The 12,346-nt window shown below is 45.3% G+C and carries 18 protein-coding genes and 1 tRNA gene; 13 read left to right on the forward strand and 6 right to left on the reverse strand.

Going from position 1 to position 12,346, the window contains the following annotated elements; genetic code table 11:
• The first annotated feature begins 3 nt into the window (after window positions 1–3).
• The 4 genes from HMPREF9194_RS05550 to HMPREF9194_RS05565 are packed head-to-tail and all read left to right on the forward strand — an operon-like array spanning window position 4 to window position 2,306.
• Window positions 4–939, forward strand: a complete 936-nt coding sequence (locus HMPREF9194_RS05550; protein WP_016525400.1) for a DUF5692 family protein — start codon at window positions 4–6, stop codon at window positions 937–939.
• Window positions 940–977: 38 nt separating this feature from the next.
• Window positions 978–1,733, forward strand: a complete 756-nt coding sequence (locus tag HMPREF9194_RS05555) for a lysophospholipid acyltransferase family protein (protein WP_016525401.1) — start codon at window positions 978–980, stop codon at window positions 1,731–1,733.
• Between the two features lie 55 nt (window positions 1,734–1,788).
• Window positions 1,789–2,046: a DUF6290 family protein gene (locus HMPREF9194_RS05560; protein ID WP_016525402.1), complete on the forward strand. Its 258-nt coding sequence runs from the start codon at window positions 1,789–1,791 to the stop codon at window positions 2,044–2,046.
• Window positions 2,043–2,306: a type II toxin-antitoxin system RelE family toxin gene (locus tag HMPREF9194_RS05565; protein ID WP_016525403.1), complete on the forward strand. Its 264-nt coding sequence runs from the start codon at window positions 2,043–2,045 to the stop codon at window positions 2,304–2,306. The genes HMPREF9194_RS05560 and HMPREF9194_RS05565 overlap by 4 nt, the downstream gene beginning before the upstream one ends.
• A gap of 94 nt (window positions 2,307–2,400) precedes the next feature.
• Here the strand turns inward: HMPREF9194_RS05565 and HMPREF9194_RS11875 are convergent, their stop codons facing one another.
• The 5 genes from HMPREF9194_RS11875 to rpmF all read right to left on the reverse strand — a co-directional run bounded on the left by HMPREF9194_RS11875 (window position 2,401) and on the right by rpmF (window position 6,186).
• The gene (locus HMPREF9194_RS11875) at window positions 2,401–3,975 is read right to left on the reverse strand and encodes a hypothetical protein (RefSeq protein ID WP_016525404.1); all 1,575 of its coding nucleotides are present in this window, start codon (window positions 3,973–3,975) and stop codon (window positions 2,401–2,403) included.
• Window positions 3,976–4,002: 27 nt separating this feature from the next.
• A complete protein-coding gene (locus HMPREF9194_RS05575; protein ID WP_016525405.1) occupies window positions 4,003–4,830 on the reverse strand; it encodes a hypothetical protein in 828 nt (275 codons plus the stop codon).
• An 80-nt stretch (window positions 4,831–4,910) separates the two neighbouring features.
• Window positions 4,911–5,654: a ribonuclease III gene (gene rnc, locus HMPREF9194_RS05580; RefSeq protein WP_016525406.1), complete on the reverse strand. Its 744-nt coding sequence runs from the start codon at window positions 5,652–5,654 to the stop codon at window positions 4,911–4,913.
• A gap of 90 nt (window positions 5,655–5,744) precedes the next feature.
• Window positions 5,745–5,984 carry an acyl carrier protein gene (gene acpP / locus HMPREF9194_RS05585; RefSeq protein WP_016525407.1) on the reverse strand — a complete coding sequence of 80 codons (240 nt, stop codon included), beginning with the start codon at window positions 5,982–5,984 and terminating at the stop codon, window positions 5,745–5,747.
• A gap of 13 nt (window positions 5,985–5,997) precedes the next feature.
• Window positions 5,998–6,186 carry a 50S ribosomal protein L32 gene (rpmF, locus tag HMPREF9194_RS05590; protein WP_016525408.1) on the reverse strand — a complete coding sequence of 63 codons (189 nt, stop codon included), beginning with the start codon at window positions 6,184–6,186 and terminating at the stop codon, window positions 5,998–6,000.
• Window positions 6,187–6,422: 236 nt separating this feature from the next.
• Here rpmF and HMPREF9194_RS05595 point away from each other — a divergent pair, with 236 nt between their 5' ends.
• Window positions 6,423–6,710, forward strand: coding sequence for a BrnT family toxin (locus HMPREF9194_RS05595; RefSeq protein ID WP_016525409.1), 288 nt, complete (start codon window positions 6,423–6,425; stop codon window positions 6,708–6,710).
• Window positions 6,682–6,963, forward strand: coding sequence for a hypothetical protein (locus tag HMPREF9194_RS05600; protein ID WP_016525410.1), 282 nt, complete (start codon window positions 6,682–6,684; stop codon window positions 6,961–6,963). The genes HMPREF9194_RS05595 and HMPREF9194_RS05600 overlap by 29 nt, the downstream gene beginning before the upstream one ends.
• Here the strand turns inward: HMPREF9194_RS05600 and coaD are convergent.
• Window positions 6,960–7,433 carry a pantetheine-phosphate adenylyltransferase gene (gene coaD, locus HMPREF9194_RS05605; RefSeq protein ID WP_040846677.1) on the reverse strand — a complete coding sequence of 158 codons (474 nt, stop codon included), beginning with the start codon at window positions 7,431–7,433 and terminating at the stop codon, window positions 6,960–6,962. The two genes, HMPREF9194_RS05600 and coaD, sit on opposite strands and share 4 nt — an antisense overlap.
• A gap of 54 nt (window positions 7,434–7,487) precedes the next feature.
• Here coaD and HMPREF9194_RS05610 point away from each other — a divergent pair, with 54 nt between their 5' ends.
• From HMPREF9194_RS05610 to tsf, 7 genes are all read left to right on the forward strand, one after another.
• Window positions 7,488–8,081 (forward strand): hypothetical protein, encoded by a 594-nt coding sequence (locus tag HMPREF9194_RS05610; protein ID WP_040846679.1) that lies wholly within the window; start codon window positions 7,488–7,490, stop codon window positions 8,079–8,081.
• 83 nt (window positions 8,082–8,164) lie between these two features.
• Complete coding sequence (locus HMPREF9194_RS05615) at window positions 8,165–8,869, forward strand: HEAT repeat domain-containing protein (RefSeq protein WP_016525413.1); 705 nt, start codon at window positions 8,165–8,167, stop codon at window positions 8,867–8,869.
• A gap of 55 nt (window positions 8,870–8,924) precedes the next feature.
• A tRNA-Arg gene (locus HMPREF9194_RS05620) sits at window positions 8,925–8,998 on the forward strand.
• 1 nt (window position 8,999) lies between these two features.
• On the forward strand, window positions 9,000–9,803 hold the full coding sequence (locus tag HMPREF9194_RS05625) for a putative ABC transporter permease (protein WP_051127850.1): 804 nt from the start codon (window positions 9,000–9,002) through the stop codon (window positions 9,801–9,803).
• 34 nt (window positions 9,804–9,837) lie between these two features.
• The gene (locus HMPREF9194_RS05630) at window positions 9,838–10,446 is read left to right on the forward strand and encodes a Maf family protein (protein ID WP_016525414.1); all 609 of its coding nucleotides are present in this window, start codon (window positions 9,838–9,840) and stop codon (window positions 10,444–10,446) included.
• 166 nt (window positions 10,447–10,612) lie between these two features.
• Entirely contained in the window at window positions 10,613–11,485 is an 873-nt protein-coding gene (gene rpsB / locus HMPREF9194_RS05635; RefSeq protein ID WP_016525415.1) for a 30S ribosomal protein S2, read from the forward strand.
• Window positions 11,486–11,506: 21 nt separating this feature from the next.
• The gene (gene tsf, locus HMPREF9194_RS05640; protein ID WP_016525416.1) at window positions 11,507–12,337 is read left to right on the forward strand and encodes a translation elongation factor Ts; all 831 of its coding nucleotides are present in this window, start codon (window positions 11,507–11,509) and stop codon (window positions 12,335–12,337) included.
• Window positions 12,338–12,346: the final 9 nt, after the last annotated feature.

Genomic DNA, 12,346 nt, shown 5'->3' on the forward strand with positions numbered 1-12,346 from the left:
ATTATGTTCTTTTTTACGAATTATACGTGGCAAAATATTTTAATCGGCTTGGTCGTTCTTGCAGGCCTTATTTTGGTAAATGACCTTACGCGGCGCAGCAAATGGCTTTCCATAGCCGTATACATTGTGCTGCCGCTCGTACTGACCTTTACCGTATGGCCCAAAACGGCGGTGCGCGGCAACGGCGATTGGTTTCCCGTCGTTAAAACGTACTCGGCGCTTGCAGGCGTTATCGGCTTTATGGCGATCCGCTACATCAAAGGCGCGGACACAAAAAAATGGCTGTTGTTTTTTCCCTGTTTGATTTTGTCGATTAATATTGCCGAAGCGGTGTACCGCGATTTTGAAGTCTATTTCGCCTACCGCGGTCAAGCCGTTATAAACAATGTAGACGGTTTATTTATGCAGGGCGGCATTTGGAACGTTTTGAATGCGATTGCCGGCATTGTGCTTATTTTAACGCTGACCGGCGTATTCGGCATAAAAATTGCGAAGACAAAGTCAAAAGATATGATTTGGCCCGACCAGTTATGGTTTTGGATTATCGCCTATGATTTGTGGAACCTGTCCTATTGCTATAACTGCATTTCGACGCGCTCGATGTACGCCGGCCTTATCCTGCTTTTGTCGTGCACGATCAGCGAATTTGTTCTTAAAAAAGGCGCATGGCTTCAGCACCGTGCCCAAACGCTGGCTTTGTGGGCAATGTTTTCCATTACTTTTTCGAGCTATGCAAAATCGCCGCTGTTTTCCATAACGTCGAGCTACAAGCCGTCGGCGCTGCTCGTTATCAGCGTGCTGTCGATCGGTTCAAACCTTGCAGTCTTTGCATACGAAATCGCGCACATTGCAAAAACAAAGCGCAACCCGATTACGCAGGATGTGTACACTGATTTAAAATCATACAAAGCGGTGCTTTCAGATAATAATCTCGCCTGACGCTATACTTTTCGGCAAAAAGCGTATATACTGATTATATGTTGCATTCAATAATCGCGTTTATACGCTTTGCCGCCTACCTGATAGGCTCGAAAAAATACTTAAAAATCGTAAAAAAACTCGATGCGGAAGGAGAAATCGCCGAGCGTGACGCTCTCGTAAAAGAACAGGTTGCCGAATGGACCAAGCTTGTAATTAAGCTTACCGGAAGTACCGTCGAAGTGAAAGGCGCCGAAAACATCCCGCAAACCGGCGCGTTCGTTATGGTCGGCAATCACCAAGGCTATTTGGACATTCCCCTGCTTTTAGGCTATGTTCCCAAAAGCATCGCATTCATCTCCAAAATCGAAATTTTAAAAGCGCCGATCCTGTCCGATTGGATGAAATACATGCAGTGCGTGTTCATCGACCGCAAAGACAGGCGCCAGTCGGTGGAAGCCATGGCTCAAGCAGTCGAAAACGTCAAGCGCGGCTACCCGCTCGTCATTTTCCCCGAAGGTACCAGAAGCCGCGGCGGTCCCGTTGCCGAGTTTAAACCGGGCAGCTTTAAGCTCGCATACCGTTCCGACGCAGCGATTGTTCCGTTTACGATTGACGGTACATGGCACATATGGGAAGAACACAAGCGCATCCGCAGTGCACACTTGACGCTCACCATTCACAAAAGCATTCCCGCCGCCGGCCTTACCAAAGAGGAGCAGGCCGCCCTTCCCGCTCGCATTCAAAAAATCGTCGAATCCGCCCTGCCGAAAGAACACTTGCGGCAAGCTACGGCTTCCATCAAAAGTGTTTAAAATTGACGCTTTATAACAAAAATGTTAAGATTGTTACAGCACATGGGAGGTATTTATGCAGACGATAAAACCGAGGGTTAAAAACATGAGCGTCAGTTTTCAGCCAGAGATATTTACGCGGATTAATTCCTACTGTGCTGAACGTGGATGTTCCCGCAGTTGGTTTATAAACAAAGCTGCGGAAATGTTTTTGGCCGAATGTCTTGAAGATAAAGCGGATTATGAAACTGCGGTTGAAGCTTGGACCGAATACGAAAAAAACGGTTTTAAGTCTTACTCGGCAGATGAAGTTTTCGAAAAGGCCGGGTTATGAAAATTGTTTTTTCGGAAAAAGCCGAAAAACAATTTCTAAAACTTGACCATCCCATTCAAAAGCAAATACAGAAATTCGTAAAAAGACTTGAGCAAACAAAAAATCCGCGAGAGACAGGAAAAATGCTGGTCGGAAACCTGCTTGGTTTTTGGCGATATCGAGTAGGCGATTACAGATTAATTTGTCGGATACAGGATAAGGAACTTGTAATTATTGTTGTTGAAGTGGGACATCGGCGCAAGGTTTATGCAAGCCGCTAACGCACGGCGGCGCTTCGCGCCGTCTATACAAAAAGCCCGCAGCACGTGCGGGCTTTTTGTAATCGTAACGAATTAAAACTTCAGCAAAAAACGCTTACTCCGCCTTCCACGAAAGCTCGTAGCAGAGTTGCATTTTTTGATTACTTCTTGCAGGTAAAGTGATGACGAATTCTTTTGTCTCTCCATCCGTAAGCATAAAGTCTGCATCAAATGAAACAGCACCGTTTACAAATTTTTCATTTGTGCCGTTCGGCTTCCATGCTTTACTTTCCTTATCGTATTTAAAGTAGATAATCGGTTTTTCATATTCTGTTACCGGTTCATTATCTTCGGGTTTCATTGAACTCTGTGCATCAAGTTCAATTATTTGGCTGTCAAGCTCAATCGTATTACCTTTTGTACCGGAAAATGTATATGATTTACTGTTTCCCGTAAACGGAACTAATCTTCCTTTGGGTATTTCGTATTTATTATTAGTAAGTTGACTTGCAAGAGAAAACCAGTTTTTGTCTGAAGTAGTTGAAGTAGATAAGCGCGACCGTATATCCCATGAAAATTCCGGATCGCCAGAAAACCACCCATCCGTTACATTTATATTTTTTAAGTATTTTGCCTTTACGGTTAATGTGCCGTTTAAGGGCGGTTCTTGTTCTTCTTCCTGAGTCCCGTCCGCATAGCCCAAGTACGGAGACTTTCCGGTGTAAACAGGGTCGTATTCATTTTTCGCCATATTTTCTTTATACGTATCAGTCAGGTGAAAAGTGCCGTCTTCGGTTACATAACCGATAGGATCATATTGATAAAAACGGTATCTTTTGCCGCCCGGACCGACCGAATGTGTATCTACAGATGCCCATTTTGTCGGTACCTGATTGCCGAATACGCTTTTAAATTTGATAGGCTTTGCAAATGAAAATATCAATTTTGAATACATATCGACGGCAACAAGACAATTTTGCAAGTCCTGTCCAGTGTTTTTTCCTGTAAAATAATAAAATACAAAGCGCTTCATAAGCAGTTCTTTTGTACCGGTCGGATTGCCGTCTTCTCCGTATACCTCATATTCTTCATTTTGATATAGACCAAATGGATGCTTTCCGGATAGCCGATAAAAAACAATATTTTTAGCAGTAGTAGTCAAAGCAGGAATTTTTACCTTAAAATCCTTTCCTCCTATTTGTTGCTCATAAATACCGTTTTCTTTATCTTTTATGATCTCATTTTTCCATTCGATGCTCCCGTTATACTTCATAGCGGTAACATAGTTATCAATCTTATCGATTTCAAATTTTGCCGTGGTAAAATCAAGCTTAGTCGAATCAAACATTCCGAACGGAAAACCGTATGAAGCATCCAGTTTTTTAGCCAATTGGTCATAAACAGCCGTATCGTGTTTAGGTTCAGCTATTTTACCATTAGATAAAATAACCGAAAACATGCTTATTTTCCCCGGTTCCGCCGGCTCTTCAGGCGTTACGGGAACATCTCCGCCGCCGGGCTCTTCGTTGTTTCCATTATTTCCGCCGTTATGGTTTCCGTTTTCTGCCCCACTGTTTTGCTGCTGCACGTAATATGAATTGATAAGAGGCGACGGACATGCGACAATAAGTAAACTCACGAGTATGAGCACCGTACTTAATTTCCATATGTTAAAAGATTTTATATGCATAGTTTTCTCCAACAGACTTCTCCGATATTACAATTTAAATGCAAAGCCGATATTCACGCCGAAATCGAGCGAATTAAGCCAATAATCGGGGAAAGGTTGTGTTATATCACCGCCGCCATCTGCAGCCATATCCGCCAACTTTTTTGGCGCAGTCAAATATTTCGGACGGTAGATATTGTAGCGCGTATACCAGCCCATTACAATATCGGTAGTATCCAAAATAGGAATATTGTATTCGAGCATTACCTTTGCCGAAAACATGAGAGGATTCATCTTTTTCATCATATCTTCGGTAACGATAATTTGGCCGACTTCGGTAGGAATAACGGCGGGATGCGTTGAATAAACCAGATAGTCGGGGCTCATATCGGCAATAAGACGGCCGCCTATGCCCATGCCGGCAGCAAAACGATTTTTAAAAAAATATGCCTTTGCGCTTAATCCGAAATTGACTACGGGCATAAAATCAACAATCATAAATATATCAAACGGGTTACCTGAAATAAGCGCTGAAACTTTTTGAGATGTATTGCCCTGTCCTACGCCTACATAGGCGAAAGTACCCACTGCGCTGAACGGGTGATTTTTGCGCAAGCCGAAAAGGGTATCGGAGCCGAACACATAGCCGCCTTCAAGTTCTCCGCCCATAAGCAAATTGCTCATCATGCCGCTCATTTTGTTTGCAGTTGCATTGAATTGTTTTAAACTCGAAAGAGAAATGCTCGGAAGACTCAATCCGCCGCCGAAATCGGCACGCAAATATAAAAGAGGGCCGGTTTCAAACGCTGAAAGCGGTAAAAAACTTATAAAGGTTAAACCAAGGGCAAGCAACCCTTTCCGCAGTATCTTTTTCATGCAATACAGTATATCACAATATCAAACAAATATCAATAAATATAAACAAAAATATACAAAAATAATATATTTATTCAATTTTATCGATGTTCTTCCCCGCTTAAGTACTCCCATGCGCATCGGGCGGCGGCTTGTTCTGCTTCTTTTTTGCTTTTTCCCTGCATGGGGCCGTATTCGGTTTGGCCCAAAAACACGCTTATCCAAAATACCTGATCGTGGTCGGGGCCCGTTTTTTTAATCAATTCGTAGTGCGGGCATTGCTTGTATTTTTTTTGGTACAATTCCTGCAAGAGCGTTTTATAATCTTTTTGGTGACGGTTTTCGAGCACCTTGCGTATTTGCGGTACCAATAAGCTCAATATAAGTTTTTCGGCCGTTTTAAATCCCGAATCGAGGTACAAGGCGCCGAAAACGGCTTCGGTCGTATCCGCCAAAATCGCCTTTTTGCTCCTGCCGCCGGAATGCTCTTCGCCCTTACCCAAGCACAGGCACTGCTCTATGCCGATACCGAGGGCAATTTCGGAAAGCGATGTTTCGGAGACGACAAAGGATTTTATTTTGGTCAATTCGCCTTCAGGCGCGTCGTGCAGCGTTTCGTATAAATAAGAAGCGGCGGTCATTCCCAAAACGGCGTCCCCCAAAAATTCAAGACGCTCGTTGTTCTCGGCTGTGCCGGCCGTTTCGTTTGCAAAAGAACGGTGATAAAACGCCGTATCCAAAAGATGCAGGTCTTTAAACTTAACGCCGATCCGCTTTTGAAAATCGGTTAATAAGGCTTTCCGCCGCGAAGATAGAGTTCGGTTTGTTTTAAAAAAAGAACGCACTTTTTAATAAAAAAATCGGAGCCGGCTCAAACAAATGTTTTTTGACGGCTCCGTTCCTTATAAAAGCGGCACGGGAAAACCCGCGTCGTCTTATGCTTGCTGGGTTTTTAAAAATTCGTAGGCGTCGCGGACCGTTTCGAATTCGCTTGCCTTATCATCGGGGACGCTTACGCCCAGTTCTTCTTCGATAGCGTATACCAATTCATACGTATCGAGACTGTCGGCGCCGAGGTCCTGGCGGAACGAAGCATCCATCGTAACTTTCGATTCTTCAATTTCCAACTTGTCGGCAATCAGTTTTTGCATCTTTTTGAACAATTCATCTTCCATTGTTAAACTCCTGTCAGCCGTTGCTCTCCGGCGTAATTACCTGCCTGCCGCGGTAAAATCCGCATTTGGGACATACGCGGTGCAGCATGATTAAATTTCCGCAATTGGCGCATTCGATCAGGTGCGGGGCGTTTAAGTGCATATTAATTGCCCGGCGTCTTCTTGTGCGCGCTTTTGACGTTTTCGCTCTGGGTACTGCCATTATATAACCTCTCTAAAAATATGAAAGATTATATCCGAAATACTATCTTATGGCAAGTCCATAACGAAAAAACATTATAACACTTTTCGATTTTTTGTCAACCGTTAAATCAAACAATCAACAAACAAACGAATGCCCAGCCGGTTAGATTTGTCCCCGCATATACGCGCATATGCGGGCATAAAAAACTTGACCGTATTTGTTGTATGTTGTAGACTTGTTAAAGGAGCACGAAAATGCTGACCTTTGAATGGGATTCCGAAAAAGAAAAATCCAACATTGAAAAACACAACGGAATCACATTTAAAATGGCGGCACAAGTTTTCTTCGACCCTCATGTGCTCATAAAATATGATGCAAAGCACTCTACGATCAGTGAAGAGCGCTGGAAAGCAATAGGTATGGCCGGTGATATATTGTTTGTCGTTTTTACAGAACGCGGGAATGATACTATTCGAATTATTTCCGCGCGGCCAGCGCAAACGGAGGAAATAAATGAGTACTTTAGTAACTATGACACTTGATGAATTGCGGGAAAAACCGCTGACCGAAAATGAAATCCGAATTATACGCGCTGCAGCTGCAAAAGCCCGTACAGCCGATACCGATTATGATCCGGATTGTCCCAAGTCTACAAAAAAAGAACTTGCCGCTTTTCGCCCGTTAAGAGATGTAAAGCCTGAATTATTTGCTCAGCTTCATCCGGATGCAAGCGGTAAAAAAAACGACATACATATAAAACTCGATACGGGTATACTTGAAAACGCGATACTTTAAAATTTCAGCTTGAGCGCTTTTTCAACTCGAGGGGGAACCATGCCCGAAACGTCGCCGCCGAAAGATGCGAGCTCTTTTATCGCGCTCGACTTCAAAAGGAAAAAGCGCGAATCGGTGGGAAAAAACAGCGTTTCGACCTGTGCGTTCAGCGCCTTGTTTAAAAGCGACAGATCGAATTCGTATGAAAAATCGGCCGTATTGCGGATGCCCCTGATCAGCACCTTTGCCCCCGTTTTTTGCGCGTAATCGACAATGAGCGTGCGGCACACGTGGACACTCACATTGTCCCAGCCGGAAGTAAGATCGCGCATAAGGTCGAGGCGCTCTTCTTCGGAAAACAAATATTTTTTGGACTTATTGTCGGCGATAACGACATCGATTTCGCCGAAAATATTTCGCGCGCGTTCGAGAATGTTTAAATGGCCGTACGTGGGCGGATCAAAGGATCCGGGAAACAATGCTTTTACCACGCGCACACTATAGCATATTTGACATTTCGGAACAATACCGTTATTATGAGCTTTATGAAAAACGCAAAAATACTGCACACGATAACTGCCGCCGCTTTTGTTTTTACGGCGCTGTTTATACTGTCCTGCAAAACAACCGAACCGGCTGCCGACAATGCATCCCTTCAAACCGGAAGCAAAACATCCCGCGCGCAAAGTGGAGCGTCCGCGGCAAAATCGGCCGAAAACGCCGAATACAGCCGCTCGGTGAGCGCCTTGGGCGATACGACGATAAGCTTTGACGATTTTCAGCGCGACAAAACGGATATTCTTGCCGTCATCGCCGATTTGGATAAAAGCATGAAAAATCGCGATTACACGCTGTGGCGCAGTTATCTTACGCCCGGTTCGATTTCGTATTGGAGCAATAAACTTAATTTGCAGGTTATCGCGACAAAGCTGCCGAAAAAGGGCGTCATGCTGCGCACACTCGGCGATTATTTTACGAACGTTTTTATTCCCTCGCGCATGGGACGGAACGTCAACGAAATCCGCTATATTTCGCGCACCGAAGTAAAGGCGGTAGAAGTACAGGACAATAAAGATATTATTTACTACGAATTCGAAAAAATCGACAACCGTTGGCTCGTAAAACTGCCGACACTATAAGGGAAGAAAATATTGATTTTTTTCCCGAATACCTATATACTGGTAAACAAATTGAAGGTGGGGAACAAATGAGGAGGATCCGAATGAAACTATCCAAAGTCGCGTTGTGTGCAGCCGCTTTATGCCTTATTGCGTTGAATGCCGCGGCGCAGGAAAATGCCCGTTCAGAAGTTACCGTTGAAGAAGAATATTTCGGCTCAAACGAAGATTTAATCATAAGCGAAATGAGCCAAGTGGACGATTATGAAACGAAACTTTTGATGTTGCAGTATATAAAAACCGCCCTCGACGAAGGACGCTCGTCCCCCGCCATAGAAGCGGCTTTGCAGAGTATGGCAGGCGAAGGGGTTTTTAACGTATCGCGCACCGGGCGCCGTTTAACGAATAATTATCCGGAAGTACGCCGCCAAGCGTGCATCATGCTCGGACAAATCGACGGCCTTTCAAAAGAACAGCTTACTCAGCGCAAAAATACGCTGATGCGGCTCATAAAAGACGAGGGCGAGCCGATGGTTTTATCCGCCGCGATTTACGCGCTGGGCAATATCGGTATTAACGAAAACGACGAAGTCATCGACCAAATCTCGATGATCCACAAGCGCTTTTCCATTTTGAATCCGACCGACAGCCTCGCCTACTCCGTTCTCGATGCGTTTAAAAAGCTCGCTCCGACGGTAAAAAATTCAAATGCGTTGGCCGAAACGATCGCCTCCATTGCGACGAATTACAACTATATAATTCCCGTGCGCCAAAAAGCAAAAGAATTGCTTTTTTCGCTGAGAAAATAACGTTTAAAAACTTCAGGCGGCTTTTTCGGCTGCCTGAATTCTTTTTACTTTTTTTGAGTGATTAGCTCATTTGGATAGAGCGTCGCCCTCCGGAGGCGAAGGTGGCAGGTTCGAATCCTGTATCACTCGTATGTTTACGCTTTCTTTTTCATACGTCTTTATTTTATTCATTACTTACAGCATAATCGGCTGGATGTGCGAGGTCGTGTACTGCGGCATTTCGGCGAAAAAGTTTATAAACCGCGGCTTTTTGCACGGCCCGTGGTGCCCCGTGTACGGCTTCGGTGCGCTGTTCATTATCGGCTTATTGACTCCTTTTAAAACGCATGTATACATACTCTACCCCGCAGCCCTTGTGATTACCGGCTTGGTCGAATACGCAACCGGCTGGCTTTTGGAAACGCTGTTCAATACCAAATGGTGGGATTATTCCGACCGGAAATTCAACATAAAAGGGCGCGTGTGTTTGGGTAATTTGCTTTTGTTCGCTCTGGGCGGAACGCTTGCGGTTATGTTCGTGCATCCGTTTTTTTTGCGGATTCTCGACCGCATTCCCGCGCACAGTCGGCAATATGCGGCTTTCGGTATTTTGTGTCTTTTTATCGTCGACCTTGCCGCAACGCTTAAAAAGCTTGTCAATTTTACCGAATACGTTACCGCTTTACAGGATTTTGCCGAATCGTTAAAAGAGCGCTACGAAAAGGAACCGTGGTTTGCTTCGCAGTCCATAAGCGAAATGTTTGCCGCGGTTAAACGTCACGCGCAGTTAAAAAAGGGTGAAATATCGGAACGCTTGCTGCAAAAGATCGATTCGCTTTCGGCGCGCAAGCCATCGGTCGAGCGCTTTATTAAAAAGTTCCCGTCGCTGCAAAATGCCGCTCATCCGTTTTCGATTCAGCATATAAAAGAACAGCTGAAAAAGCGCTTAAAATAATCGCCTGCCGAAAAAAAACGACGGAAAAAACGATATGGAAAAGATCATTCTTGCGTCGGTGTCGCCGCGGCGCAAACAAATACTGAAAAGTCTCGGCATTCCCTTTTATGCGTTCGCGCCGCCGTTCGACGAAGTGCTCCCCGAAGGAACGGCACTTGAAAACGCGGCGGAATATTGTGCCGTGCAAAAGGCGCAAAAAACGGCGCATGCACTTCAAGCGCTAAGCGCATCACGCAAAAAGCGCTACGAAGACGCGCGTTTTATCGTCGCGGCGGACACGCTTATCATGCATGAAGGGACAATCTTCGGAAAGCCGCAAAACGAAAAAGAAGCTTTTTCGTTTTTAAAGACTTTTTCGGGCAAAACGCATTCGGTATATTCGGGAATCGCCGTTTACAGCCGCGAAACGGAGCGTACTCTTTCGCGCACGTGTATAAGCCGCGTAAGTTTTGCCCCCCTTTCCGATGAGGAAATACGGCGCTATCTTACGCGCGGTGAATGGCGCGATGCCGCAGGCGCCTATAAAATTCAGGGCGGCGCCCAATGCTTTATATGCCGCATCGAAGGTTCGTACAGTTCGATCGTGGGCTTGCCTATTTTTGAATTTTATGAGATACTTAAAAAGTCGGGTTACCGTTTTTAAAGGCCGGTAAAAAGCACCGAACTTTCGGTTTTTTTTAAACATACCCGCCTTGATCGATTCGCTTCCGTTGAAAGCAGTCAATCATGAAATATCCGCACCGAATTATCGGTGTCGAGAAACAGAGTTTGGGGAAAAGAAAATCTCTTTTCCGATGAAGGAGCATTTCGTGGCAGTAGTAACCATGAAGAGTTTGCTTGAATCCGGTGTGCATTTCGGCCACCAAGTCAAGCGTTGGGATCCGCGCATGAAGAAATATATCTTCGCGGAAAGAAACGGGATCCACATTATCGATCTGCAAAAAACCATGGCTTCGATAAAAGAAGCCTACGAAGCAGTCCGCAAAGTAACGTCGGCGGGAAAATCGGTCCTGTTCGTCGGTACGAAAAAACAGGCGCAGCAAGCCATCGCAAAAGAAGCGGAAAGATGCGGTATGTTCTATGTAAACAACCGCTGGCTCGGCGGCATGCTGACCAACTTTACCACCATTAAAAAATCCCTTTTACGGCTTAAAAAACTTGAAAAAATGGAAATCGACGGTACGTTCGAAAATCTGACAAAAAAAGAAATAGCCGCGATTCAAAAAGAAAAAGCCAAACTTGAAAAAAACCTCGGCGGCATTAAAGAAATGAAAGAGTTGCCCGGCATTTTGTTTATCATCGACACGCATAAAGAACAAATTGCCGTTGCCGAAGCCTGCCGCATGGGCATTCCCATCGTCGCCGTCGTCGACACGAACTGCAATCCCGAAGGCATAGACTACCCCATCCCCGGGAACGACGACGCCATCCGCGCCATAACGCTGTTCACGCAGGTTATTGCCAATGCCGTTATCGAAGCGGATAACGAAACCGGTCTTAAAATCATTGAAAACCTTCAGGATGAAGACGAAGATCTTACCGACACGGCATCGACCCGCACCGACGATGAAGAAATTATCGATTACAGCAATTATACGCCGACCGAACCTAAAGACGAAGACAGGGATTCGGAAGATGAAGGCGACAGTTCGTTGGTAGACGAAGATAAATTATACGAATAAATTGAGGGTTAGGAGAATTACATGGAAATTAAAGCTGCCGATGTAAAAGCCCTGCGCGATGCGACGGGCGCCGGAATGATGGAATGTAAAAACGCCCTCGTGGAATGCAAGGGCGATGCCGCCGCCGCAACAAAACTTTTAAAAGAAAAAGGACTTGCCGCGGTTGAAAAGCGCGCCGGAAGATCGACGAGCGAAGGGCGTATTTTTATTAAAGAACAGGGCTCGAAAATTGCGATTGCCGAACTTACCTGCGAAACCGACTTTGTCGCAAAAAACGCCGACTTTTTAAAGGTCGGAGAAACGATCGTCGGCGAAGTGTTGGCAAAAGGCTATACTGCAGTAAACGAAGCGCTGTCGAACATGCTTCTTGATTTGGCGACGAAAATCCGCGAAAACATGAGCGTGCGGCGCATAGAGCTGGTCGACGTTCCCGTAGGCGCAGTTGCGGCACACTATGTCCACAGCGACGGAAAAACCGGCGTTATAACGGTTTTAGGCTGTGATCCCGCAACAAACTCGCCCGAAGTTAAGCAGTTTGCGTTCGATTGCTGTCTGCACATTGCCGCTTTTGCGCCGCGCTATTTAAAACGCGACGACGTCGATGCCGCATACATTGCCGAACAAAAAGAAATTTTTACGGCGCAAACGGCCGAACTGAACAAGCCGGATAATGTAAAGGCCGGTATCGTTCAGGGAAAACTGAACAAACACTTGGCCGATATTTGCTTTATGGACCAAATGTTCGTAAAAGACGACAAAGTTTCCGTCGCAAAAAAAATGGAACAGGTCGGAAAAGAAGCCGGTACCAAATTGACGCTTTTAAAGGTTGTCAATTTTCAATTGGGCGCATAAACCGCCTTT

It is taken from the genome of Treponema maltophilum ATCC 51939, assembly GCF_000413055.1.
In the GTDB taxonomy this organism is placed as follows: domain Bacteria; phylum Spirochaetota; class Spirochaetia; order Treponematales; family Treponemataceae; genus Treponema_C; species Treponema_C maltophilum.